A 24377-nucleotide genomic window follows, 5' to 3' on the forward strand; every position below is an offset into this window, starting at 1 on the left:
ACATTTTCGACATTTTCTCCATTTAGGATACCATAAATTTTGGAAAAGTGGGGATTATTTATCTGTGATTGTCCATACTAAATTATTCCAATTATACTATGCATATTAACTTCATTCATTTGAATTCATTCTTTTCAAATAAGTAAATCGATCTTCCTCCATAAAGCTACAATTCGGAACAATTGAATGGGAACGAAGGTGTAATGAAAAATTGTTCAATATTTTTACTATGCAATCTCTTTCATGTTCATCAATTGAGAATTTAAGACCGTATTGAAATACACCCTTTAATTCATCCTTCCAAACGATATGTCCTTTTAACTTGAGCGTTTGTCCTAAAATCAGTGTCTCAAATTCAAATGTTACATCTGGTCGAATTGGTAAGTGAATCGTTGATAGAAATCTAAGTCCTCCTGGACCAATATCTTCGATTAATACATTAGTTTTCCCTAATTGAACCTGTTTTCCTTGTATGGATGTCAATGCCATATCAGAACACAATGGATATACTAAGTTAATGCGATAATAACTTCTACGGTCTGTTAAATCAATTTGTTTATCACTATTAAAAATAGGTTTTAGTATCCTTTTTCTTAATATTACCTGGAACTGTTTATCTGAAATGGGTTTACTGAAAATATATCCTTGAACCTCCTTACACTCTTGTTGCTTTAAGAATGTAAGCTGTTCATTTGTTTCAACTCCCTCAGCAACCACATTCATATTTAACCCCTTCGCCATAAAAATCAATGATTTAATAATAATTTCGGCATTATGTTCATGCGCTATTTGTCTAATAAAAGATTTATCAATTTTAATCGTATCAAATGAAAAGTCTTTAATATAAGAAAATGATGTGTAGCCTGTTCCAAAATCATCTAAGGCAATTTTTATCCCAAATTCCTTTAAAAATTGAAATGCAGCTATAACTTCTTTCTCATATTTAATCAGAGTTGTTTCGGTAATTTCAAGTTCAATCAATGAAGGATCTGTGTCCGTTTCTTCCAGCCTTTTTATAAAATTGAACTTCCAATCATTCTTTAAAAATCGTTGAGCAGATATATTTATCGATATTGGGACAATCGGTAAATCCGCTTGCTTCCAGGCTTTAATAAACGTACAAACCTGTTGTAATACCCAATCCCCGATATCATTTATAAACCCAGTTTCTTCAGCTAATGGAATAAATTCATTTGGGGATACAATCCCCCATACCGGATGCTCCCATCTGACTAATGCTTCCGCACTTATAAGCTTCCCAGTTGAAGGTGATACTCTAGGCTGAAAATGAAGAAGCAATTCGTCATTTATAATTGACTTTCGTAGATCCCTTTCTAAATAGAATTGTTTAAATGCGTTGATATTTAAAGATGAAGAGTAGATTTGATAATTATTTTTACCATTTGCCTTCGCTCTATATAATGCTGCATGTGTATTCTTTGATATTTCTTCTACTGTTTTACCATTTACAGGGTATGAGCTAATACCAATACTAGCAGTTAGATATAATTCGAAATCTTCTACCATAAAAGGTTTATTTAAGCAATCAATGATTACTTTTGCTAATGTAATCGGATATTCATTTTGGGTATAATCCCAAATAATAATTCCAAATTCGTCTCCTTCCATTCTTGCCAAAAGTGAAGAATCATTTAATAAAGCATTAACTCTTTTACTTAATTGCTGTAATAATTGATCACCAATCAAATGTCCAAGTGATTCATTAATATGTCTAAAACGATCTAAGCCTAAATACATGATAGAAAAAGCTGCCTTACTACGTGAAGATTGTTTTATTAACGATTCAATTTTATTCTCAAAGAAAATCCGATTTGGTAAATCAGTTAAATAATCATGATAAGCAATATGTTGAACTGCTTTGTTGATTTCATTAAGCTTCTCTTCTGTTACTATCTTTGCTGTAATATCTTGAATAATTCCAACTAGTCGTATCGGTTTTTTATTTTCATCCAATATAATTTCAGTTAGTCCGGATACATAAATGAATGTACCATCTCTCTTAAGAATTCTATAATCAATCGAATAGCTCTCACTTGTTTTAATAGAACGATTTATAGCATTCTTATACGTTTGTCGATCTTCTGGATGGATATATTGTAAGGCTTCTTCTAATGAAAGCGTAGAGTCATGGTGGAAATCAAGTCCACAAATATCGAACATTTGCTTAGACCAATAGATCTCACCTTCAACAATGTCATAATCCCAGCTTCCGATACTACCTATTTGTTGAGCTAGTTCGAGGCTATTTTTAATTTTATTCACTTCTTTTTCACGTTCAACATGAACTGTGATATCCTTGGCTATGCCATACACTCCAATGACTTCCGTATTATCGGCTAATATTGGTACATACGTAATGTCAACATGGATCAGTCGTCCATTTTTATGATAAACAACTGCTTGAAAATTTTGAGCCTTCCCATTCAAGGCTTTTTGAAAATATTGCTTTCCTATTCCTCTGTTGCTTCTTTCATAAATTTTTTCTAAATTACCTCTCAGTTCTTGCACTCCATATCCAAAAATACGTTGAATAGATTGATTGACAATTTGTACTTTCCTGTTCACATCTAATACAAAGACGGCGTCGGGATGATTTGCGAACATTTCAGTAAATTTATTTTCGTCAAAAAAGGTGTTTTCATATAAAGACTCTGAATGATTAATTAAGCTTGAACCGATTCTTTTTTTTAGGAATGATAATTTGGGCATGACATATTCCCCCTTGGAATTCTAAGTGTAACTGGTTAAACTAATCTTTTTCGAACAATGGCTCTGTCTTTAATCGTAATTTTCTATACCCTTATTTTGCTAGATTATATAGGAAATATGTATCACCTTATCTTCCTATTCTTATAGGAAGAGGTTCCTATTTTTTTGAAATAAAAAAAAGCCCATTAAAGAAAAGGCTTTTATTTTGTATAGAAATTTTCGGTAAAGTAAGGGTTAGACTTCTCATTAAAGGCCACACCTACACCAAGTAATTCAAAATCGGGATGCAATATATTTTCTCGATGTCCTAAGGAGTTCATTAGACCTTCATGCGCAAAGATACTACTCAACTGACCTAGTGCCAGATTTTCACCTGCTACAGAATATTCTATCTGATCCTCCAGCATTCGATCAAATGGGGACTGCCCCTTTAAGTTGGTATGATCAAAGAATTGATTCTCTGCCATATCGACACTATGCTTTCTTGCTGTTATACTCACTTCATCATCCCATATTAATGGATCTAATCCATGTCTTACTCTTGAGGCATTTGTCAAATCAAACAATTGACGTTCGAACCCTTCCTTTAATTGGTCACTAGACTCAGTGTAGAAATCTTTTCGATTCTTTTCTAATTCTTTATCAATAATTTGTATGGCGGTTACAGTATTTTGTTTATGTTGATCATAGAAGATTGTAACAAAGCTATCATCCCACTCGAACATATCATAATCTCGATCCGCTTGAAATTGATAGTTCACTAATCCTTTGTTGATATACTCCATAGGATCACCGAGTTTTTCAAGCACTAACTCTTTACTAGTACCTAACTCTATCCCCTTACTAGATGTTATCAATTCTTGATTTGTATACATGGCGACAACTCTACTTTCTTCATTATAAGCTACCATCATGAAATTCATGTAATGATCATGATATGTATACCACTCAACTCCATACTCATTATATGATCTTCTTTTCGCTTCACCTATCGAGCCTTCAACCACTTCCCTTGTATCTCCAAGTTCTACATTATAAATAGAAAATATCTGTTCAGTGGGTGCTTCTAAATTTGGCTTACTCACAGCATCTTCTGATTCGAACTCATTAGATGATTCCGTTTGTTCTTCTGTTGCTTTATTTAATCCTGCTAAAAACTCCAAAAAAGAGGTAAAAGTCGTTTCAATGAACCCTTTTACTTCTGGACTTTCTTTTATTCCATCAATCTCTATTTTTATTGTCTCAATCGCATTCCCGTATTTTGTATCTTCAATCTTCTTCTCAACGACAGTCCATGAAGCATACAAAAAAAAGATGGTCGCTACTAATAAGAAAAAACGCCGCATTGGTTTCTCCTCCGTTTCTAATACTCATTCTAACCAAACGACAAATTATCAATCAATAATAGAATATCATATTCAATCATATATTCATTATTTTCACCATTCAGATTTTTTAAAGGAGCAATTTATTCCTTCCTTATATAAATCGTGGTAATATGAGTCTATACATAAAGAAGGAGGATTCTAATGAGTACATTTGAACAGAATCTTGAAAAATATGCAGACCTAGCTGTCCGAGTTGGTGTTAATATTCAAAAAGGACAAACACTTATTGTTAATGCACCTATTTCTACTGCTGAGTTTGTTAGAAAAGTAGCTAAAAAAGCGTATGAGGCTGGGGCAAAAAATGTCCATATTGAATGGTCAGATGAGGAAATGACACGTTTGAAATATGATTTAGCTCCTGATGAGGCCTTCACAGAATACCCAACATGGAAAGCAAAAGGCTATGAGGAAATGGGAGAAGATGGGGCAGCTATTCTATCTGTTATCGCTTCAAATCCTGATTTACTTAAGGGAGTAGACCCAGATCGAATTGCAAATGCCAATAAGGCGTACGGAATGGCTATGGAGAAATTCAGAAGCTTTATTCAATCTGATAAAATCAGTTGGTCAATCGTTGCCGTGCCATCTGAAGCATGGGCAGCCAAAGTCTTCTCAGATGCACCAAAGGAAGAACAAGAAGCAAAATTATGGGAAGCTATCTTCATGGCGACAAGAGTCAATCTAGAGGACCCTGTTCAAGCATGGAAAGAGCATAACGCAACATTAAAAACAAAAGAAGAATATCTGAATGAAAAGAAATACAAGCGGTTGCATTATAAAGCTCCAGGAACTGATTTAACCATCGAATTACCTGAAACACATGTGTGGATAGGTGGAGGAAGTGAAAACGAGCAAGGAACACCATTTGTTGCAAATATGCCTACTGAAGAAGTCTTCACTGTTCCGTTAAAAACTGGTGTAAAAGGTTATGTAACAAGCACGAAACCACTTAGCTATGGTGGCAATTTGATTGAAAACTTCAAAGTCACATTTGAAAAAGGTCGAATCGTTCATGTAACAGCTGAAGCTGGTGAAGAAACATTGAAGAGATTAGTGGAAACAGATGAAGGCTCACATTATTTAGGTGAAGTTGCACTCGTCCCACATAATTCTCCTATCTCTAACTCGAACATTATTTTCTTTAACACCTTATTTGATGAAAATGCATCAAATCACCTTGCAATCGGGAATGGATACTCCTTCTGTCTTGAGGGTGGAAAAACAATGTCTAAAGAAGAGTTAGAAGCAAAAGGCTTGAACACGAGTATTACACATGTAGACTTCATGATTGGATCTGCTGACATGGACATTGACGGGATCAAAGCTGACGGCACTGTCGAACCAGTCTTCAGAAAAGGAAACTGGGCTTTCTAAATTGTTTATAAAAAAAACGCTGAGGTCCTCAGCGTTTTTTATTTGTTTATATTTTTATCTCTCAAAAAGCCCTCTCCTCACCACCGATTGCGGTGAGGGGTTGTGAGGTAAAATTAGAGAGGTCAAGCAACATTAGTTGTCGTTTCTTTGTTGGCACCAAATTTAGTAAATTTATTTCTTAAATAAGGAAGGACATAATAGTCAGCTCCGAATTTACCTGCATTTGCACCAGCTGCTAAAATAATTACCCCTAGTAAAATCATTAATGGGTTTGTGCTAACAGTTCCAGCGAACATGAACATGAAGTTCATTAGTAATCCGAAGAACATGGCCGCTGTTGTTAAGCATCCTAGTAATAAACCAACACCTACTAAGAACTCGCCCCAAGGAATTAAGAAGTTAATCATTCCTACGTTTGGAAGTGCTAGGCCTTCTATAAAAGCTGTATAAGTTGGATAAAGTGCTGCGCCTGTTGCTTTGTCTGCAACTGGGTTTGTTACAGCTGCATTTAGGAATCCACTTGCGTCAAATCCACCAGCAGTTAATTTACCCCAACCACCTGTCATCCAGCTCCATCCTAAGTACAATCTAATCACTGTTAAAATTCCTGCTGCAATACGGTTTTCTCTAATAAATTTGTTGATCATCTTGATCCTCTCCTTGCGTTTTTTTATTTTGAATTTGTTTTTGTTTTCTCTCTATGTCTGTATCTTACTACCTTGTGAACATATTCACAATAGTTATGTGAGAAACTTCACAATTCATTCATAAAGATGTGAACTTTTTATTACAACCATAGTGTTTACAGTATTATCCCATTAAAAAAAACCATATTTCTATGGCTTTTCGAATTATTGTTGATAGTAATTTGCCAGTTCGACAATCATACTTCCCATTCTCTCATTCTTAGGATATACAATCCGGTCGATACCAACCTCTCTTAATGCTTGTGCTGTTACTTTTCCTACAGCAAGTGCCACTACTGAATCTTTGAATCGTTCTTTAATGTCATGAGCAATCCCCTTTTCGCTTGCATAATTCATTAAAAAGCGGACTTGAGGTGTACTAGTAAATGCCACTGCATCAATCTCACCATTTAATAGTTCTTTCACTAATAATTCAAGAACAGTCTCTTCTGGTGGAGTATGAATATAAGGTAAGATTTCAATGTAATTTGCTCCTTCTGACTCTAACCACTCAATTAGAATCGGAGCTGGATCACCATGTAGCTGTAATGCCACATTTTTTCCTTCTAATGAATACGATGTAAGACTCCTTACTAACCCCGCAGTGCTTCCATCGTCATCTCTTACAAGTGGGGTAAGTCCAAGTTTTTTTAACATATTAACTGTTTTGTATCCTCTAGCTGCAATATTCATTTCCTGTAAGGAAGTAATAAATTGTTTATCTAAGCCTAAATTCTTGGCAGTTTGATATAATCTATCAGTTCCGACACCTGTAGTTAGAATCATCCAATCAAATTCTCGATTAACGAGTCTCTTAATTTGATCATCAACATTCGTATCATCTAAGAAGACCGTTCCTTGCGCAGGTCTAACGATTGGAATCCCTCCAAGGTTGCTAACAATCGTACTTATTTCTTCTGCTTTACGTGGCCCAACTAAAGCCACTCTTTTTCCTTCTAATTTCTTCAATTCATGTTCCTCCTTCACAAACCATCACTTTTTCTAAAACTATCATATATAATGTTCTTCGTAAACGCTCAAAAAAAGAATTTTTCATCAATAAAGTGTAAACATGAACAATCTGATGATAAATCATCAATTTCATTAAGAATTTTCTGAAATAAATGTTATTATTCCCTCTTTAGCCAATTCATGTTATGATAAATACGAATTTAAATCAAATGTACATAAATCGTAGTAACTGACGAGATTGTGGATTTAACCACAAGGGAGCTACGTAATTAGCCATAATAGCCGTTCGTCTGGGCAAGAGGCAAGGGGTCCCCTTGTCTCTTTTTTTCAATCTTCATTTATTTTAGTAAAAAATGTAAGTCTAATTGACCATACTACTACCATAGGAGGAATTGAAATGGAGAATGTTCTACTACTTGACGGTTCAAAGGTTGCAGCAGAGATTAAAGATCAATTACAGGTAAGGGTTGAGAAATTAAAAGCTGAAGGTATCACTCCTTGTCTAGCAACTATACTAGTTGGGGATGATCCATCTTCTGCTACGTATGTAAAAATGAAAGGGAATGCTTGTAAACGTATCGGTATGTTATCGAAACGAATCGATTTACCAAAGGAAACAACTACTGAAGAATTACTCCACGTCATTCATGAGCTAAATAACGATAAAGCCATTCATGGAATCTTACTTCAGCATCCTGTTCCTGAGCAAATTGATGAAAGAGCAGCATTTGAAGCCATTAATATAGAAAAAGATGTAGATGGTGTGACAAGCCTTGGCTTTGGACAAACAGCACTTGGGTTTGGAGAATACCCTTCTTGTACTCCAGCTGCCATTCTTGAAATCATAAATTACTACAATATTCCAGTTGAAGGAAAGCATGCTGTTGTCATTGGAAGAAGCCCAATCCTTGGAAAACCAGTATCAATGCTGTTATTAAATCGTAATGCAACAGTAACTACTTGTCATTCTCGTACACAAAACTTGCCTGAAATCGTAAAACAAGCTGATATCATTGTAGCAGCTGTTGGCAAAGCAAATTTTGTACAAGGAGATTGGGTTAAACAAGGAGCAGTCATTCTTGATGCAGGCTATAACGAAGGAAATGTGGGCGATGTCGATTATGAGGCTTGTTTTTCAAAATCAAGTGCAATAACACCAGTACCTGGCGGAGTTGGTCCAGTTACCATCTCAATGCTATTAAAACAAACCGTTGCTGCAGCAGAAAAATTAGTGAAATAGCATCTTCTAAGCAGACTATACGTCTGCTTTTTTTTTGAAACTTAAATTAGCAATAAACGTATATTAATTATTATTCTATTTGAGAGGATGAAAACAATGCATGATCCTTTTTTTGCTGGTGATCTGATGTTTCAAATTGGACCGATTTTTATTGCTATCATTTTTATCATTGTAATTAGTTTGTTCGTTTTTACGATTTCTAAAGGCATTAGTCAGTGGCACAAGAATGAGAAATCACCACGACTTATTGTACCTGCCATTCTTACATCAAAGCGAACTGATGTAAGGCGTAGCAGCAATTTACATAATGATCATCATCACTCTTCTACACATACTCATTATTATGTAACATTTGAATTTGAAAGTGGTGATCGGTCTGAATTTCATGTTTCAGGAAAAGAGTTTGGATTATTAACTGAAGGAGACACTGGAAGATTAACTTTTCAAGGAACTCGTTATGTAGGATTCGAAAGAAAGCCAAACAGTTAATTGCCTAATATCTACTTATATACTAAGAAGCTATCCCTAGAAAGGATAGCTTCTTTTTAATTTCGGATGATAATATATACCATGTATACAATATAGGCAATCGCTAAAGTCATTCCTTCGTATCGTCCGACTCTTGATCTTGATATAGAAAAAACAAGCAACACGATTGTGAAAGCAATCATAAAGAGTACATCTGAGAAGATCTTTGAATCCACTGGAAGTGGTGAGATAATCGAAGTTGTTCCTAATACAAACAGAATATTAAAGATATTACTTCCTACAATATTCCCTAATGCAATCTCGCTTTGCTTTTTTATTGAAGCTGTTACTGAGGTGATTAATTCCGGCAAGGAAGTTCCTACAGCAATAATGGTTAGTCCCACTAATGTTTGACTCATACCAAGCGCTAATGCTATTTCTGTACTGCTTTTAACGACTAGATTCCCACCATAAATAATCGCCGCTAATCCTAGAATGGTAAAGAATATATTCTTCCCCCATGCTCCTTTTTTGTGTACCGTAGGATTCTCACTTTTTGTATCACGACTATTAAGAGCAATTTCAATGATATAGTACATAAATACAGAGAAAAATAATAGGAAGATGAGACCATCACTTCTAGTTATTAAATTAGAGCTCGCATTTTGCAAAAAAATATCTGCCATCAGAACTAGTAAAGCAACACTTGCTAATAATGTAAAAGGGATTTCTTTTCTGATTGTTGTGCTTTCGACTTTTAATGGATTCAATAATGCCGTTAATCCAATAACAAAGGTAATATTAAAGATATTACTCCCTACGACATTTCCAACCGCCACATCTGCACTCCCTTCTAATGCAGCCAAGATACTGACTGTTGCTTCAGGAGAGCTTGTTCCAAGAGCAACAATTGTTAAACCAACTAACAAAGGTGGTATCTTCAACAATGTTGCTATATTTGAAGATCCCTCAACAAAATAATCTGCCCCTTTGATTAATAGTGCAAACCCAATGATTAATAATACATATGTCATCTTGTAATCATAACCCCATTTCTTAATTCACCAGCATAGTATCTTTCATTATACTCGTGACGCGAATGTTCATACACAAATGCACTACAATACGCTTGCAGTGCATTTGTATACCTTATAAATAATTATTCCTCATCATCTCAAGAATATCACTTTCTGCTGATAAAATATCGTCTTTTGCTCGAATACTTATTGCATCAGCAACAGCCTGAGCTTCACGAACAACCATCCCCTCGTCCACTGTTTGGATGATTCTATTTTCCATAATCACTTTGCCATCAATAATTGATGTTTCTACCTCATGACCCCTAGCAGAATAGACAAGGTTTGGTACAATATTACGAATTGGTGTGGAGAATACTGGGCTCAAATTTGCTTCCGCAAGGTTTACAATGATGAGATCTGCTTTTTTTCCAGGTGCTATCGAGCCAATCTCATGACTAAGCCCGATAGCTCTTGCAGATTCAATCGTTGCAAGTCTCAGAGCTAATGTTGAAGGAAATACAACAGGATTACTTCTCTTGACCTTACTTAAGATCGCAGCGAACTTCATCTCATTGAACATATTATTACAATTGTTCCCCGGTGCTTGATCGGAGCCTAAAGCTCCCTTCCCACCACTTTCAATAAATGTTAAGAGCGGAGGAACTAATCCATCTATGATTCCAATACTTCCGGCACAATAAATCATTGAACTGCCTCTTTTTGCTAACAACTTTGTCTCATCGTCTGTCGCCTCTGTTAAATGTACTGCTAATAATCGTTCATCTAAGAATCCATGCTCATCCAAGAATGGGATGGATCTCTTACCATATCGTTTGACCATTTGATCAATTTCACGGTCTCCTTGAGCAACATGCATATGTAATCTTGTATCATATTTAAGAGCTAGCTCCTTCATTTCCTTTAAGAGCTCAAGGCTCATCATATCTGGTCCATGGGGTCCTAGCATAGCGGTTATTCTACCATTCTCAGTTTCATGCCATTTCTCTAGTAATTCAATATTATTTATTAATTTCCTTTCACCGATTTCCGGATAAAATGGATAGAGTTCTCCAACAGGTAAATCTCCAATATCATCAGGAATCTCATTAACAAGCTCTGCTACTCTTGCTCTTGCACCTATTTTCACATAATTTTCTACCAGCTTTGGCATCGATGAATCATAATCACCAAATGTTGTAGTGCCAGCTTTAATTCCCTCAACAATATTTAACATTGATCCTTTGATGCTTTCTTCTTCTGTTAAGTGCTTCATAAAAGGCCAAAGGCCTTTTTGCATCCAATTGGACATATCCTGAGCCACACCTCGAAAAATCGCCATCCCTGTATGAATATGAGCATCAATTAGTCCAGGTAACACGGCTTTACCTTTTGCATCAATTAATCGTTCAGCCTGATAATTTTGTTGGATAACATCGGTCTTGTCTACTGCTTCAATCTTATTTCCTTTAATGGCAACAGCCCCATTTTCGATCATTCCAACACCTTTGCCCTCCATCGTTAAGACAAAGCCATTTGCAATTATTAAATCAACTTTCATTTCATTACCCCCTTAATCTCCTATTATATATTGAATATCATATCATTAAAGTGTTTATATTTTCTATATTCTGATAAATACAGACCTTATCAAAAAAGCTATAAAACTTTAAATTTTTATTTCATTGAAGTATCAATGATGTAAGCGTTATATTCATTTTTACTCAAAAAATATGATTGACATGTTTCAATATAATCTATATTATTCAAATTAGCCAAAAAAACTGAATAATAATTCTTATCCAGAGTGACCGAGGGATCAGGCCCTTCGACGTCCAGCAACCTCCTTTTTAGGGAAAGGTGCTACTTCCTGCAGAATGAAATTTATTCTGAAAGATAAGTCGTATGAACTATTATTGCGATGCCTCTTTCAGATGAAAGAGGCTTTTTTTCATGAATCATTCAACCAATAAACATACTTTTCCTATCTACATACTGAAATGGGTGAAAAAACTTGTTAGAAATTAAAAACTTAGTAAAACAATACAAAACGAAAAAAGGAACAATCCTTGGTGTCGACAACGTTTCAATTTCCATCAACAAAGGCGAGATTTTCGGAATTGTTGGCTATAGTGGTGCTGGTAAAAGCTCGTTATTAAGATGCTTGAACCTATTAGAGAAGCCAACTTCTGGTGAAGTCATCATTGATGGGATTTCACTAACAAAGCTATCTAAAAAAGATTTAAGAAGAACTCGGCAAAAAATCGGCATGATTTTTCAACACTTTTATCTAGTAAGCTCAAAAACTGTGTTTGAAAATGTAGCCTTTGCATTAAAGGCTGCAAACAAATCAAACAAGGAAATTGAAACAAAGGTGACAGAGTTGCTTAAAATGGTAGGGTTGGCTGATAAGCGTGATGTCTATCCTTCCCAATTAAGTGGTGGCCAAAAGCAAAGAGTTGGAATTGCAAGAGCATTAGCAAATGACCCAGCTGTTTTACTTTGTGACGAAGCAACCTCCGCACTTGATCCAAGCACAACCAAATCAATTCTGCAATTGTTACGAAAAATCAATAAAGAATTAGGGTTAACGATTGTGTTAATCACACATGAGATGGAGGTTGTAAAAGAAATTTGCGATCGGATGGCGGTTATGCAGGATGGCAAAGTGGTTGAAGAAGGTCCGGTGTATGAACTCTTTTCAAATCCTGTTCAACCATTAACGCGTGACTTTATCAATACAATCCTACAATTTGAGCTTCCAGATCACTTAATTGAAAACAGAAAAGGAACGATTATTAAGATTTATTTCAAAGGAACCATTGCTGAGGATTCCGTTGTATCTGATGTTCTTCAAACGTTCAAGGTCCGTGGAAATATCCTGCACGGCAAAATCGAGTACATCAAAGAAACACCTTTAGGAATTTTTATCATGGAATTAACGGGTGAACAGGATGAAGTTAAAAAGGCAATCAATTATATCCAGTCCCGAACTGAGAATTTGGAGGTGATTCATGATGTTATTTGATGTCGCTCATTTAATCGAATTACTTCCTGATATTAACAAGGCATTTTTTCAAACCATTTATATGGTGGGCATTTCAATGCTTGTCGCAACCATTATTGGCCTGCCACTAGGAATTCTCCTCTTTGTATCTGACAAGGGATTGTTCTTAGAAAACCTAGTTGTTAAATCAATCCTTGGTTTTATTGTGAATATCGTAAGATCCATACCTTATATCATTTTACTCGTAGCACTTATTCCATTAACTAAATTTCTTACTGGGACGATTATTGGGCCTACAGCTGCCTCAGTTTCACTCTCAGTTGCAGCGATACCTTTTTTTGCTAGAATTGTAGAAACATCCTTACGTGAAATAGACAAAGGAGTCATTGAAGCAGCAGTAGCTGTCGGAGCTTCTCCTTGGATGATTATTAAGGATGTGCTTATTCCTGAAGCAAAGCCAGGGATAGTGCAAGGTGCCACACTTACTATCATTAGTCTAGTTGCTTATTCAGCCATGGCAGGATTTGTTGCCGGTGGTGGTATGGGAGATTTAGCGATTCGTTTTGGTTACTATCGTTATGACGATACAATTATGATCGCGACAGTTGCAATCTTAATCTGTCTAGTCCAGCTTATCCAATTTGGTGGCGACCAAATTGCAAGACTAGTAGATAAGCGTTAAATATAAAATAGAACATTCGGGGGAATAAAACATGAAGAAATTATTATTATCAATTATTTTACTACTATCTATCGGTCTACTTGCTGCATGTGGCAGTAGTGAAGGAGAAAATGCAGGATCAGAAGACAAAAAAGAAATCAAATTCGGAGCAACAGCTGGCCCATATAGTGATATGATCACAAAGGCAATCCAACCTATTCTTGAGGAAAAAGGCTACAAAGTAACCATCATTGAGTTCAGTGATTACATTCAACCAAACATGGCATTATCAACTGGCGACATTGACGCAAACCTTTTCCAACACAAGATTTACCTAGAATCATTTGCAAAAGAACATAGCTTAGAACTTTCAGAAATTATTTCAGTACCAACAGCACCAATGGGAATCTATTCAAACAAATTCTCTTCATTAGAAGAAGTGACTGACGGAAGTAGTATTGCTATTCCAAATGATCCAACAAATGCTGCACGTGCATTCTTAATCTTAGAAGATGCTGGTCTTATCACATTAGATCCTGAGGCTGAGACTTTAACTGTCTCTGAAAAAGATGTTACCGAAAATGTAAAAAACCTTAAATTCGAACCAATTGAAGCGGCGCAGCTTCCTCGTGCTGTAGAAAGCGTTGATTTATCAGCTGTTCCTGGAAACTTTGCATTAGCTGCGGAAATGGATCTTTTATCTGCCCTTCAATTAGAAAATATGCCTGACCAATATCGTAACCGTATTGTTGTTAATACTTCAGACTTAAAAGCACAATTTGCAAAAGACATCAAAGAAGCTGTAGAATCAGCTGAATTTGAAGCAACCATTGATGAGCAATTCCAAGGCTTCGGAAAACCAGAATGGATGACGAAATAACAATATTTTTTAAGAGACTGTTTACTTAAACAGTCTCTTTATTTAAGAAAGGATGTGTATTAAGGGATGGAAAGAATTGAAGTAAGAGGAGCACCTAGTTATTATGCTTGCGAGGTCGGAATATTAGACCAGCTAGAAAGCCTGCTTTTAAGCAATAAGCTATTTAGATGTTTAGTGATTACAGGAGAAAAATCATGGGATGCAATCACCTCCTATTTCCCTACTATGACTGATATTCATATTCAAATAGATACATACAATGGAGAATGTACGCTTCATGAAATATCTAGAATTTCACAAATAATCATTGAACAGCATTTTGATGCAATTATTGGAATTGGTGGAGGCAAGGTTTTAGACTTAGCTAAAGGTGTTGGCCACGAAACGACAAAAGAAGTTGTCCTTATTCCAACCCTTGCCTCAACTTGTGCAGCATGGACACCGTTGAGTGTCATCTACAATGAAGAAGGTCAATTTACACATTATACCATTTTTCCAAAAAGCCAATTATTAGTCTTAATTGAACCAAGAGCGATTTTAAACTCACCGAAACGCTTCTTAATCGCTGGAATTGCCGATACACTGGCAAAATGGTATGAGGCTGATGTATTAATTCAGCAGCTTGAAGATGTCCCAATCGTTGTCAACATCGCTCATCAAATGGCAAAACTATGTAAAGAAGAATTGCTTGAACATAGTAATATTGCAATACAAGACCTAGAAGCAAACACCCTTTCAGCTTCTCTCCTAAAAGTCATTGAAACCAATATTGTTGCTGGTGGAATGGTAGGTGGGTTTGGTGATCAATATGGCAGAATTGCTGGAGCACATGCAGTGCATAATGGATTAACAGCTGTAAACGAAACACATCATCTATTACATGGTGAAAAAGTTGCCTATGGTATTCTCGTTCAGCTTGCTCTTGAAGAAAAGTGGCAGGAAATTAAAGAGCTTGTTCCTTTCTATCAATTGCTAGAGCTACCATATAAGCTTGAACAACTGCATTTAAATGGTGAAAATCTAGAAAAGCTTCAAACAATTGCTCGTGCGATACTTCTTCCTCATGAGTCGATTCACCTTATGGAAATGAATTTGACTGAAGTGAAGATTCTACAAGCCATTTATACGCTTGAAGATCTAATTCATCAACCTTTTTAAGACAAAAAAGCTTGGTACCCCAAGCTTTTTTGTCTTTATCTATATTCCCATTCAATATCTTTTCTATCATTTAAGGATTTAATTGTTTTTAGATGATCTGTCTTACCTCTGACTTCATAATGATTGATATATTTATCATCCATGCTTAACGTTAAAGAGTTCGTCACTAACAAACCATTCGCCTCTTCATTAGTAGTCATTATTTCTACTACATAATCTCTCTCATTAAACCTTACCCTATCATTTAAATCCCTTTTCAACTTCACTTCAGATAAATCCTTTAGAATACTTGAGATGATTTCTTCATCATTAATCGTCACGCGGGCTTTCACATTTGTAGGTTCAGCTGGATCATATATTTTGATTGTTATGCTTTTGACTATCGTTTCCTCATTGATCTGTTTTGAATACAGTTTTTGAAACGTTGGATAATTATTTTGGATAATGATAAATAGTCCCAAACTTATGATAATGAAAGCAATACCAATAGCTATAATTTTCCTCAAACCCTTTTCCCTCCTTTTATCAAAGTTAGATGTTTTAAGATATAAATGATTGGAAAGTTGGATATGTGAGCAAAAGTGAGACCCCGCAGGACGCGGAGTGTATTCAGGCTGCTGCTTTATAAGTACAATATATGTTAATACAGCCTTTCATTTAAATCCTATAGTTTTATACGAACAAAGCCCAATAATGATTCAATTTTCCAATAATTAATGATGTCATTAAATAATTGCTAACAAAAAAAAAGATAAGCTACTATTAAAGAAGTATGTTTAAAGGAGAATTATATGAAGAAGGTTGAAGTATTTATCTTATCTGGGTTTCTTGGTAGTGGTAAAACAACCCTACTAACGAACCTGTTGACTCAAGAAAAAGAACAAGGCCGTAAAGTTGCGGTCGTTATGAATGAACTAGGAAGTGTATCTGTTGATTCCGATGCTATAGGAGAAGATACTCCATTAAAAGAGCTATTAAATGGATGTGTTTGTTGTACTATTCAAGGACAGCTAGAAGTACATCTTCAAGGATTATTACAAGAAAACGAACTAGATTCTATTTATATTGAAACAACTGGAGTTGCCCACCCAATTGAGGTATTAGATGCCTGTCTCTCTCCTCTATTCGCAGACCAATTAGCCGTTCAATCAATCATTACAATGGTCGATGCAAAGCGTTGGCAAGAACGAGATTCAATGAGCATTCAATTACATAAGCTCCTGCAGGAACAAATCAGACATGCTGATGTTGTCTTAATTAATAAAGTGGATCAACTTTCAGAGGCTGAACAAGCAAAGACAGTCATGGAAATCCAATCCATCAATCCTAAGGGAAGATGCTTACTTACTCAATATTCATCAGTGAATCTCGATGCATTGAGATTAGATCGACCAATAAAGAAAGTGGCTCGTGAATCGACACATGTAGAGAATGATCTGCATGTGAAGTCCTATGTTCATCAATTTAGCGTCCCACTTGATTTAGATATTTTTGAAGATTGGTTAAAAGGAATGCCTGATACCATTTATAGAATAAAAGGTTATTTAAAATTCACACATTCTAAGCATGTGTATCTATTCCAATACTCATACGGAATGCCAATTTATATGAAAGAGCTTATGGATTATCCATTAAATGTTGTATTTATTGGTGAAGGCTTAAGCCGTGAATGGCTCAAAGATGAAATGAACCGTCTCGAAGTCCTTTCAACTCTATAATGTGAATAGAGATTCTATATTTGGTTATGTTAAAACTGAGCAATCGTCTGGTTGCTCAAAACTACGTCGGGAGTGATGTATCATGGCAAGAAACAAACTTTTGGTTCCTGGTTCAGCTAATGCGCTAGATCAAATGAAAGCCGAAATTGCCAATGAGTTTGGAGTTCAACTTGGTGCTGATACGACCGCTCGTGCAAACGGTTCTGTTGGTGGCGAGATGACCAAACGTCTAATCAAAATGGCAGAACAGCAACTTGGAAATGGACAACAACAATAATGTTCATTCCGAAAAAGGCTCTCCTATATGGAGGGCTTTTTTATATGTAAAAAAGCTGATATTAGAAATCAGCTTTTTCGATGGTATGCGGTTGTATCAATACTATGTTAGTCCCCATTGGTTCATAGGCAACTTTTTTCCCCTTCGCATCAATCATAGTTACACCAAAAAAAATCATACACACAAGAAGAATTCCAAAAAGCATGACAATCATGAAATTTTTAACCAATACCATTTTTAATCACCCTACAATATAGTCGTTATAACTTCAAAATAGTTACCTTCCAATATATTTATGATTAGCCTATTTTATGTCGATTAATTATTAGATTTAAGTATGATCCTCACATTCATCTAAATATGTACATACATTATAGTAAGGGGAAGGAGGGGATATACATGCCAAACTGTATCTTACTTTATTTAGCTTGCATCTTATCTGGCTTTGCTCTTCTACAAATCACATTAACTGGAGCACTAGCAGCCTTAACTCCTATTATTCACATCATTGCAACAGTAGTTATCATTATTTTTGCCAGTGTGATTATTTACAAAGGATTTGTTTCGCTCTTTAAGAGGTAATGTCTATCTATTACTTGAGATATCTTTATAAAAAAGGCTGTTTTCGTATATATTGTTGCTTTTAATACCGCAGCCTGAATACACTCCACGTCCTGTGGGGACCCACGCATCCCACGGGAGTCCCCCGTGTATTCAGACTGCTAGAAATGTCATTCTCAATTATTCATCTCAAAACAACAACAAACTTTGAGAAAAAAGCCATAAAAAAAAGAGGCTGTTCTCTAGGACAGCCTCTTTCCCATTATGATGCGTACATACTTTCAACTTGTTTTTGTAATTCTTCATTTTCAAGATACTCATCATACGCCATTTGCTTATCAATTAAACCATTTGGTGTAATCTCAATAATTCGGTTTGCAATTGTTTGAACAAACTGGTGATCATGAGATGTGAATAGAACAGAACCCTTGAACGCAATTAAGCCATTATTTAATGATGTAATTGATTCTAAGTCAAGATGGTTTGTAGGGTCATCAAGCAATAATACATTCGCACCGCTAAGCATCATTTTTGATAACATACAACGAACCTTCTCTCCCCCTGAAAGGACACTAGCTTTTTTCATTACTTCTTCACCAGAGAATAGCATTCTTCCTAAGAATCCACGTAAGAAACTCTCACTTTGGTCATTCGGAGAGAATTGACGAAGCCAATCAACTAATGTAACATCGCTGTTCTCGAAGTATTCAGAGTTATCCTTAGGGAAGTAAGCTTGTGATGTTGTAATTCCCCATTTAAATGTGCCGCTGTCAGCTTCCATTTCACCCATCAAGATTTTTAACAATGTCGTTTTAGCAATTTCATCTTTTCCAACAAGGGCAATCTTATCACCTTTGTTCATGATAAAGCTGACATTATCAAGTACTTTGACACCATCAATTGTTTTTGTCAGACCTTCTACACGTAATAAATCATTACCAACCTCACGCTCAGGTGTGAAGCCTACAAATGGATATTTACGAGAAGATGGCTTAATATCATCAAGTGTAATTTTATCTAATAACTTCTTACGTGAAGTTGCTTGCTTAGATTTAGATGCATTTGCACTAAAGCGAGCAATAAAGGCTTGAAGCTCTTTAACTTTCTCTTCTTTTTTCTTATTTGCTTCCTGTGTTAACTTTGAAGCAAGCTGGCTAGATTCATACCAGAAATCGTAGTTCCCAACATAAATTTGAATTTTCCCATAGTCTAAGTCAGCCATATGTGTACAAACCTTGTTCAAGAAGTGACGGTCATGAGATACAACAATAACGGTATTTTCAAAATTGATTAAGAAGTCCTCTAACCATTTAATCGCCTTTAAATCCAAGTGGTTGGTAGGCTCATCTAGTAGAAGGATGTCTGGCTTACCAAATAACGCTTGCGCTAATAACACCTTCACCTTATCTCCACCAGTAAGGTCTGCCATTTTCTTTGTGTGCAATTCTTCAGAAATTCCTAATCCTTTTAATAAAATCGCAGCTTCTGATTCAGCTTCCCAACCGTTCAACTCTGCAAATTCACCTTCAAGCTCAGCTGCTCTCATACCATCTTCATCTGAGAAATCAGCCTTCATATAAATCGCATCTTTTTCTTGCTTTACTTCATACAAACGTGCATGCCCCATAATAACAACATTTAATACTTCATGCTCTTCATATTCAAAGTGATTTTGCTTTAATACTGCTAAGCGCTCTCCTGGAGTCATGTGAACATCACCAGTTTGAGGCTCAATTTCTCCAGATAGAATCTTTAAGAACGTTGATTTCCCCGCTCCATTTGCTCCGATCAAGCCATAACAGTTACCAGGTGTGAATTTTATATTTACATCTTCAAATAGCTTGCGATCTCCGTATCGTAAGCCAACATTCGTTACTGTAATCATATATTGTAAATCCTCCATTTCAGGGAGTTGTATGAGCTACCCTTGTTAAAAAAAATTCGTATAATAAAAGTCTTATTATACGATACCAATTCACTATTATAAAGGACGAATGTATCCTTGTCCACTAACCAATACCACATCCTCCAGATAATTGCATCGTTCACGCATAATTTTCACTTAAATCATAATACTAATGATTGATGTTCAGTTGAATATCAATCGTTTCGTGTTTTCCAATCCAAATATGAGGTGATATGGAATGAGCTATCGAGATCAATTAGATGCACACTCTAAACAGTTTCACCATAATTGGACACGACCTAAGCGCTCTAAATCGCAAGTAAACGGGCACACAGAGATGTCCCAAACGAATATAATCTTAAGAAGTAATGCGAAAGCACATAGGTGGTAAGGAAATACCTCGAGACGTGAGAAGGAAGGCACAGACCGTGCCTTCTTTTCTAATGTTCATATATCATTTTCTTTGACATTCCTCCATCAACTACAAGGTCAATGCCTGTGACAAAGTCATTTGCTTCGTCAGTTAAATAGAGACAGGCCCGCGCAATATCCTCTGCCCTACCCACTCTGCCTGAAGGATGTTGTTTGTGATCAATTTCTCGTAATTCCTCGTAATCATTCACTTCAATCCAACCGGGGCTAACGGAATTCACTTTAATCTTATCCTCGCCTAATGTAATAGCTAGTGAATGTGTTAGAGCGACAATTCCACCTTTAGAGGCTGAATAGCATTCTGTATTTGGTTCAGACATCCAAGCTCTTGTGGAAGCTATATTTACAATTGCACCACCATTTTTATTCAAACGCATATGTTTAGCTGCCTCTTGAGAGACTAAAAATACACTTCGCAAATTTGTATTAATGACTTTGTCCCACTCTTCAATCGTTACATCATAAAAGGACTTAAATGTTGAGATGCCAGCATTATTAATAACAATATCAATTTTTCCGAAAGTCTCCATGATTTTATGTATTAATGAGATAATTTCGTGTTGACTTGATACGTCAGTTTTAACAAAAAGCGCTTTTCCACCATCTTGATTGTTGATATGTAAAGTAACCTGTTGACCTAATTCTTCATTAATATCTGCTATAACAACATTAGCACCCTTTTTTGCATAAGTTAGTGCGACAGTTTTACCAATTCCATGAGCAGCACCTGTTACAATTACTACCTTATCCTGAAAACTCATCATCTCAACTCCTATTTATTAATTTCATACCAATAGTATATCAATAATTGTATCCAAAGGCTGTTTTCTCAAAGTTTGTTGTTTTTTGAGGTGAATTAGTTGAGAATAGATTTCTAGCAGACTGAATACATGGGGGACTCCCGTGGGACTAGTTGGCTCCCACAGGACGCGGAGTGTATCCAGGCTGCGGTATCAAAAGCAACAATATATACGAAAACAGCCTATCCAAAAAAGACTCCCCATAAGGAAAGTCTCTATTTCACATTTATTTTGCGAATTTGTGATTACCAATTGTCGTTGTTACTTCTCTTGATAAGATCCAGGTATTCGAACTCTTTGCTGGATTATAGAAATACAATGAACCTCTACCCTGTCCACGAAATGCAATAGCTTCATCTACTGCACGCTTAGCACTTGCATCTGCAGCTTCTTTAATCGTCCCATTTGCTACAGGTGAAAAAGCATAACCACCATTTGGAGTACGTTCGTTAATGACTCCTGACACTGTATTTGGGAAGAGTGAGCTATCAACACGATTAAGAACAACTGTTGCTACAGCTACCTTTCCGGCATATGGCTCACCTTTTGCTTCAGCATGGACTATTCTTGCTAATAGATCCTTCTCTGCTGCTGTCAAAGACTGTGGAATCATTAATTTTTGTCCTGGATAAATGATATTACTAGTTTGCTTATTTACTTGTTTCAATGAATTCACTGAGACGCTATTGGCAGTAGCAATCTTCCATAGGGTATCACCTGATTTAACCGTATATGATGTTGAAGCTGCTTCAGTATTTGCATTAATCGTTAAAATCGATAATGCAAGAGTCGAAGTAATCACTAGCTTTTTTAATAATTTCATGTTGTATCCTCCTAGTATTCTTTTTCTCTACTAGAAGGTACCAGTTGTAATACAATGAATCATTGACCAAAAAATGGATACATTCAGAAAACCCTTGTTAGTAAACTATTCTTTTATCAAATGGAAGATTTTTCTCCTTGATTATATTTACCACTATTCTCATAATTAGGATTTTATTGGATTGAATATGTCGCGTGTAACAAAAAAGTAACAGTATCTTAGCTACGTGCTTCATCCTGATATGTATAAATCACCTCACCACCATGTAAGGCAATTCCACGAAAATGTTTGAAATCAGACCTTTCCACCAACACTTTACGGAAAGCCAAAAACTGATCCTTTGACACTCGATATTCATTTAATTCTTTGTCTCTTAGTTTATTAAAAATTTCAGTAATAAATTCCTCGTTCATACTCCACCTCATAGTCATTTAACTTGTTCTAGAAAATGCTGCAATATTCGAGCAGTTAGCCCCCAAATGACTTTATCCTCAAAGAAGTAGAAATACTCATTCGTTGATCTTAGTCTCCATTCATAATTCTCTCCACCAGGAATTAAATGATAAGGGAAATTCTCCTCTGGCTCAATTCTTGCATGTATATTGTATATTTTCGGTTCAGTTTGTAATAGAAATGATAAAGGCACTGTGAAAACCTCTTCCACTTCTGAAGGATTAGGAAGGATATTCTTTGGTGTCGTAATTACTCCAATATACGGATAAACCATCATTCCAAATGGTGAAACGATATAATCCAATGGAGATACTTGCTCTATACACTCAATAGAAACCCCTAACTCCTCTGACGTTTCTCTCAATGCTGCATATTCAATTGTTTTATCCTTTTTGTCAACTTTCCCACCTGGAAAACAAATTTCACCAGGCTGTCTTCTTAAGTGCTTAGATCTCACCTCAAATAAAACATGTGTTTCACCATTCACTTCAAGAAGAGGCAAAAGAATCGCATATTTCGAGAAGTTATCACTACCTAGAATTGTAGGCTCATGGTTCTTAAGTGCTGATACAACTGAATCTATACGCATCATATGTTCACCTCTTATTCCTAGTTGCCTTTGTGAACCCACCTGAATGAAGCTCTATTTAGGCTGATGGATTACAGTTAACAAAAAACAGACACTTACATTCAATACCATTATATTGTTATTTGTAATAGCAAAGCAACTTTGTTAATTTATCTGACATTAAAACATATTTTTCTAGTATTCTAATAAAAAAGACTTTACGCAGACCGAAATATAAGGCAAAATGAAAAAAATGGATTATTTAAAGGAGCGATAACATGAAAATTGCTGAAATTGGTAATATCATTGAATTTAAAGACGGATTAAAGGGAATCGTCGAAAAGGTGAATGAAAACTCTGTTATTGTGGATTTAACTTATATGGATAATTACCGTGATATGGATTTGGAAAGACGGACTGTAGTTAATCATAAAAACTATACAATTGTAAGTTAATTGTTTTTTACTTTTAATATTATTAATTATTGTAAGCGCAACCTGTTAATTTTTTCAATTATATTCAAAAGTAAACGCCCTAATCACATCATTTATTTTATAATTAGGGCGTTTCAAGTAAAAGCGTATTTGATTATCGGTTATCTATCTTCTCAGGATACAGATCATGATTCATCATTCGATATTCTGCCATCTTCTCAAATTTAGTGCCTGGTCGACCATAATTTGTATATGGATCAATTGAAATCCCACCACGTGGAGTAAATTTCCCCCAAACCTCAATATATCTAGGATCCATCAATTTAATTAAATCCTTCATAATAATATTCACACAATCTTCATGGAAATCACCATGGTTTCTGAAGCTAAATAAGTAAAGCTTCAATGATTTACTCTCAACCATTTTTATTTCTGGAATATAACTAATATAAATCGTTGCAAAATCAGGCTGACCTGTTTTTGGGCATAGACTTGTAAATTCTGGACAGTTAAATTTCACAAAGTAATCTCTGTCAGGGTGTTTATTATCAAATGATTCTAAAATGTCTGGTGAATATTCAAATAAATAATTCGTTCCTTGATTTCCTAAAAGCGTAACGTCTGTTAATTCTTCATCTTTTCTTCCTGTCATTCCAATACATCCTTTCACTTAAACAAAAAACCAGACCCCTAAGGATCTAGTTTCCTTAGTTTTTTATAGAGGGTTTTTGCTAGAACCTCTCCCATCTCCTTAGACCTTATAGAAATGGAAATCGATTTTTCTATTTTTTACTATCATACTATACCATTATCTCCCGCAACAAA

At 35.6% G+C, this 24377-nt stretch carries 26 protein-coding genes and 3 riboswitches; of the genes, 12 read left to right on the forward strand and 14 right to left on the reverse strand.

Annotated elements, in window-relative coordinates; translation table 11 throughout:
- Positions 1-111: 111 nt before the first annotated feature.
- Both F7888_RS00225 and F7888_RS00230 read right to left on the reverse strand, forming a co-directional pair.
- A complete protein-coding gene (locus tag F7888_RS00225; RefSeq protein ID WP_191775921.1) occupies positions 112-2730 on the reverse strand; it encodes an EAL domain-containing protein in 2619 nt (872 codons plus the stop codon).
- A gap of 200 nt (positions 2731-2930) precedes the next feature.
- Complete coding sequence (locus F7888_RS00230; RefSeq protein WP_191775924.1) at positions 2931-4076, reverse strand: CAP domain-containing protein; 1146 nt, start codon at positions 4074-4076, stop codon at positions 2931-2933.
- Between the two features lie 183 nt (positions 4077-4259).
- Between F7888_RS00230 and F7888_RS00235 the strand changes: the two genes are divergently transcribed.
- Positions 4260-5492 (forward strand): aminopeptidase, encoded by a 1233-nt coding sequence (locus F7888_RS00235; RefSeq protein ID WP_191775927.1) that lies wholly within the window; start codon positions 4260-4262, stop codon positions 5490-5492.
- A 122-nt stretch (positions 5493-5614) separates the two neighbouring features.
- Here the strand turns inward: F7888_RS00235 and F7888_RS00240 are convergent, their stop codons facing one another.
- Positions 5615-6139, reverse strand: coding sequence for a DoxX family protein (locus F7888_RS00240; protein WP_191775931.1), 525 nt, complete (start codon positions 6137-6139; stop codon positions 5615-5617).
- Between the two features lie 204 nt (positions 6140-6343).
- Positions 6344-7147 (reverse strand): uroporphyrinogen-III synthase, encoded by an 804-nt coding sequence (locus tag F7888_RS00245; protein ID WP_191775934.1) that lies wholly within the window; start codon positions 7145-7147, stop codon positions 6344-6346.
- Positions 7148-7365: 218 nt separating this feature from the next.
- Positions 7366-7453, forward strand: a riboswitch (ZMP/ZTP riboswitch).
- A 94-nt stretch (positions 7454-7547) separates the two neighbouring features.
- Between F7888_RS00245 and F7888_RS00250 the strand changes: the two genes are divergently transcribed.
- Entirely contained in the window at positions 7548-8390 is an 843-nt protein-coding gene (locus F7888_RS00250; RefSeq protein WP_191775937.1) for a bifunctional 5,10-methylenetetrahydrofolate dehydrogenase/5,10-methenyltetrahydrofolate cyclohydrolase, read from the forward strand.
- A gap of 96 nt (positions 8391-8486) precedes the next feature.
- On the forward strand, positions 8487-8879 hold the full coding sequence (locus tag F7888_RS00255) for a DUF2500 domain-containing protein (protein ID WP_191775940.1): 393 nt from the start codon (positions 8487-8489) through the stop codon (positions 8877-8879).
- A gap of 56 nt (positions 8880-8935) precedes the next feature.
- Here F7888_RS00255 and F7888_RS00260 read toward each other — a convergent pair whose 3' ends face one another.
- Together F7888_RS00260 and F7888_RS00265 are read right to left on the reverse strand one after the other, a co-directional pair.
- A complete protein-coding gene (locus tag F7888_RS00260) occupies positions 8936-9892 on the reverse strand; it encodes a calcium/sodium antiporter (protein ID WP_191775943.1) in 957 nt (318 codons plus the stop codon).
- Between the two features lie 115 nt (positions 9893-10007).
- Positions 10008-11435 carry an amidohydrolase family protein gene (locus F7888_RS00265; RefSeq protein WP_191775946.1) on the reverse strand — a complete coding sequence of 476 codons (1428 nt, stop codon included), beginning with the start codon at positions 11433-11435 and terminating at the stop codon, positions 10008-10010.
- 234 nt (positions 11436-11669) lie between these two features.
- Positions 11670-11777, forward strand: a riboswitch (SAM riboswitch).
- A gap of 111 nt (positions 11778-11888) precedes the next feature.
- Between F7888_RS00265 and F7888_RS00270 the strand changes: the two genes are divergently transcribed.
- The 4 genes from F7888_RS00270 to F7888_RS00285 all read left to right on the forward strand — a co-directional run bounded on the left by F7888_RS00270 (position 11889) and on the right by F7888_RS00285 (position 15580).
- The gene (locus tag F7888_RS00270) at positions 11889-12902 is read left to right on the forward strand and encodes a methionine ABC transporter ATP-binding protein (protein ID WP_191775949.1); all 1014 of its coding nucleotides are present in this window, start codon (positions 11889-11891) and stop codon (positions 12900-12902) included.
- Positions 12892-13563 (forward strand): methionine ABC transporter permease, encoded by a 672-nt coding sequence (locus F7888_RS00275; RefSeq protein WP_191776760.1) that lies wholly within the window; start codon positions 12892-12894, stop codon positions 13561-13563. The genes F7888_RS00270 and F7888_RS00275 overlap by 11 nt, the downstream gene beginning before the upstream one ends.
- Positions 13564-13594: 31 nt before the next feature.
- Positions 13595-14422 carry a MetQ/NlpA family ABC transporter substrate-binding protein gene (locus F7888_RS00280; RefSeq protein WP_191775952.1) on the forward strand — a complete coding sequence of 276 codons (828 nt, stop codon included), beginning with the start codon at positions 13595-13597 and terminating at the stop codon, positions 14420-14422.
- Positions 14423-14488: 66 nt separating this feature from the next.
- Positions 14489-15580, forward strand: a complete 1092-nt coding sequence (locus F7888_RS00285) for an iron-containing alcohol dehydrogenase family protein (protein WP_191775955.1) — start codon at positions 14489-14491, stop codon at positions 15578-15580.
- A gap of 35 nt (positions 15581-15615) precedes the next feature.
- Here the strand turns inward: F7888_RS00285 and F7888_RS00290 are convergent, their stop codons facing one another.
- Entirely contained in the window at positions 15616-16086 is a 471-nt protein-coding gene (locus F7888_RS00290) for a hypothetical protein (protein ID WP_191775958.1), read from the reverse strand.
- A gap of 285 nt (positions 16087-16371) precedes the next feature.
- On the opposite strand from F7888_RS00290, the gene F7888_RS00295 reads away from it, so the two are divergent.
- A complete protein-coding gene (locus F7888_RS00295; RefSeq protein ID WP_191775961.1) occupies positions 16372-17298 on the forward strand; it encodes a CobW family GTP-binding protein in 927 nt (308 codons plus the stop codon).
- A gap of 82 nt (positions 17299-17380) precedes the next feature.
- Entirely contained in the window at positions 17381-17575 is a 195-nt protein-coding gene (locus F7888_RS00300) for an alpha/beta-type small acid-soluble spore protein (RefSeq protein WP_191775964.1), read from the forward strand.
- Between the two features lie 61 nt (positions 17576-17636).
- Here F7888_RS00300 and F7888_RS00305 read toward each other — a convergent pair whose 3' ends face one another.
- Positions 17637-17810, reverse strand: coding sequence for a hypothetical protein (locus F7888_RS00305; protein ID WP_191775967.1), 174 nt, complete (start codon positions 17808-17810; stop codon positions 17637-17639).
- A 164-nt stretch (positions 17811-17974) separates the two neighbouring features.
- Between F7888_RS00305 and F7888_RS00310 the strand changes: the two genes are divergently transcribed.
- Entirely contained in the window at positions 17975-18157 is a 183-nt protein-coding gene (locus F7888_RS00310) for a hypothetical protein (protein WP_191775968.1), read from the forward strand.
- A 241-nt stretch (positions 18158-18398) separates the two neighbouring features.
- On the opposite strand, the gene F7888_RS00315 is transcribed toward F7888_RS00310, so the two are convergent.
- Entirely contained in the window at positions 18399-20021 is a 1623-nt protein-coding gene (locus F7888_RS00315; RefSeq protein ID WP_191775971.1) for an ABC-F family ATP-binding cassette domain-containing protein, read from the reverse strand.
- 259 nt (positions 20022-20280) lie between these two features.
- Here F7888_RS00315 and F7888_RS00320 point away from each other — a divergent pair, with 259 nt between their 5' ends.
- A complete protein-coding gene (locus F7888_RS00320) occupies positions 20281-20433 on the forward strand; it encodes a YpzG family protein (protein ID WP_191775974.1) in 153 nt (50 codons plus the stop codon).
- A 49-nt stretch (positions 20434-20482) separates the two neighbouring features.
- On the opposite strand, the gene F7888_RS00325 is transcribed toward F7888_RS00320, so the two are convergent.
- The 4 genes from F7888_RS00325 to F7888_RS00340 all read right to left on the reverse strand — a co-directional run bounded on the left by F7888_RS00325 (position 20483) and on the right by F7888_RS00340 (position 23139).
- On the reverse strand, positions 20483-21235 hold the full coding sequence (locus F7888_RS00325) for a glucose 1-dehydrogenase (protein WP_191775977.1): 753 nt from the start codon (positions 21233-21235) through the stop codon (positions 20483-20485).
- Between the two features lie 265 nt (positions 21236-21500).
- Complete coding sequence (locus tag F7888_RS00330) at positions 21501-22097, reverse strand: cell wall hydrolase (protein ID WP_191775980.1); 597 nt, start codon at positions 22095-22097, stop codon at positions 21501-21503.
- A gap of 218 nt (positions 22098-22315) precedes the next feature.
- A complete protein-coding gene (locus F7888_RS00335) occupies positions 22316-22510 on the reverse strand; it encodes a hypothetical protein (protein ID WP_191775983.1) in 195 nt (64 codons plus the stop codon).
- A 14-nt stretch (positions 22511-22524) separates the two neighbouring features.
- Positions 22525-23139: an NUDIX hydrolase gene (locus F7888_RS00340; RefSeq protein ID WP_191776761.1), complete on the reverse strand. Its 615-nt coding sequence runs from the start codon at positions 23137-23139 to the stop codon at positions 22525-22527.
- 257 nt (positions 23140-23396) lie between these two features.
- Between F7888_RS00340 and F7888_RS00345 the strand changes: the two genes are divergently transcribed.
- On the forward strand, positions 23397-23573 hold the full coding sequence (locus F7888_RS00345) for a YkvS family protein (RefSeq protein ID WP_191775986.1): 177 nt from the start codon (positions 23397-23399) through the stop codon (positions 23571-23573).
- A 133-nt stretch (positions 23574-23706) separates the two neighbouring features.
- On the opposite strand, the gene queF is transcribed toward F7888_RS00345, so the two are convergent.
- Entirely contained in the window at positions 23707-24204 is a 498-nt protein-coding gene (gene queF / locus F7888_RS00350; RefSeq protein ID WP_191775989.1) for a preQ(1) synthase, read from the reverse strand.
- A 49-nt stretch (positions 24205-24253) separates the two neighbouring features.
- Positions 24254-24299: riboswitch (PreQ1 riboswitch) on the reverse strand.
- Between the last annotated feature and the right edge of the window lie 78 nt (positions 24300-24377).

It is taken from the genome of Litchfieldia stipae, from assembly GCF_014837155.1.
GTDB lineage: Bacteria > Bacillota > Bacilli > Bacillales > Bacillaceae_L > Litchfieldia.

Bases quoted from the DNA above. Each gene is read 5' to 3' on its own strand.
- F7888_RS00225 (WP_191775921.1), bottom strand. From the start codon at position 2,730: ATGCCCAAATTATCATTCCTAAAAAAAAGAATCGGTTCAAGCTTAATT.
- F7888_RS00230 (WP_191775924.1), bottom strand. From the start codon at position 4,076: ATGCGGCGTTTTTTCTTATTAGTAGCGACCATCTTTTTTTTGTATGCT.
- F7888_RS00235 (WP_191775927.1), top strand. From the start codon at position 4,260: ATGAGTACATTTGAACAGAATCTTGAAAAATATGCAGACCTAGCTGTC.
- F7888_RS00240 (WP_191775931.1), bottom strand. From the start codon at position 6,139: ATGATCAACAAATTTATTAGAGAAAACCGTATTGCAGCAGGAATTTTA.
- F7888_RS00250 (WP_191775937.1), top strand. From the start codon at position 7,548: ATGGAGAATGTTCTACTACTTGACGGTTCAAAGGTTGCAGCAGAGATT.
- F7888_RS00255 (WP_191775940.1), top strand. From the start codon at position 8,487: ATGCATGATCCTTTTTTTGCTGGTGATCTGATGTTTCAAATTGGACCG.
- F7888_RS00260 (WP_191775943.1), bottom strand. From the start codon at position 9,892: ATGACATATGTATTATTAATCATTGGGTTTGCACTATTAATCAAAGGG.
- F7888_RS00265 (WP_191775946.1), bottom strand. From the start codon at position 11,435: ATGAAAGTTGATTTAATAATTGCAAATGGCTTTGTCTTAACGATGGAG.
- F7888_RS00275 (WP_191776760.1), top strand. From the start codon at position 12,892: ATGTTATTTGATGTCGCTCATTTAATCGAATTACTTCCTGATATTAAC.
- F7888_RS00280 (WP_191775952.1), top strand. From the start codon at position 13,595: ATGAAGAAATTATTATTATCAATTATTTTACTACTATCTATCGGTCTA.
- F7888_RS00285 (WP_191775955.1), top strand. From the start codon at position 14,489: ATGGAAAGAATTGAAGTAAGAGGAGCACCTAGTTATTATGCTTGCGAG.
- F7888_RS00295 (WP_191775961.1), top strand. From the start codon at position 16,372: ATGAAGAAGGTTGAAGTATTTATCTTATCTGGGTTTCTTGGTAGTGGT.
- F7888_RS00300 (WP_191775964.1), top strand. From the start codon at position 17,381: ATGGCAAGAAACAAACTTTTGGTTCCTGGTTCAGCTAATGCGCTAGAT.
- F7888_RS00305 (WP_191775967.1), bottom strand. From the start codon at position 17,810: ATGGTATTGGTTAAAAATTTCATGATTGTCATGCTTTTTGGAATTCTT.
- F7888_RS00310 (WP_191775968.1), top strand. From the start codon at position 17,975: ATGCCAAACTGTATCTTACTTTATTTAGCTTGCATCTTATCTGGCTTT.
- F7888_RS00315 (WP_191775971.1), bottom strand. From the start codon at position 20,021: ATGATTACAGTAACGAATGTTGGCTTACGATACGGAGATCGCAAGCTA.
- F7888_RS00320 (WP_191775974.1), top strand. From the start codon at position 20,281: ATGAGCTATCGAGATCAATTAGATGCACACTCTAAACAGTTTCACCAT.
- F7888_RS00325 (WP_191775977.1), bottom strand. From the start codon at position 21,235: ATGAGTTTTCAGGATAAGGTAGTAATTGTAACAGGTGCTGCTCATGGA.
- F7888_RS00330 (WP_191775980.1), bottom strand. From the start codon at position 22,097: ATGAAATTATTAAAAAAGCTAGTGATTACTTCGACTCTTGCATTATCG.
- F7888_RS00335 (WP_191775983.1), bottom strand. From the start codon at position 22,510: ATGAACGAGGAATTTATTACTGAAATTTTTAATAAACTAAGAGACAAA.
- F7888_RS00340 (WP_191776761.1), bottom strand. From the start codon at position 23,139: ATGCGTATAGATTCAGTTGTATCAGCACTTAAGAACCATGAGCCTACA.
- F7888_RS00345 (WP_191775986.1), top strand. From the start codon at position 23,397: ATGAAAATTGCTGAAATTGGTAATATCATTGAATTTAAAGACGGATTA.
- queF (WP_191775989.1), bottom strand. From the start codon at position 24,204: ATGACAGGAAGAAAAGATGAAGAATTAACAGACGTTACGCTTTTAGGA.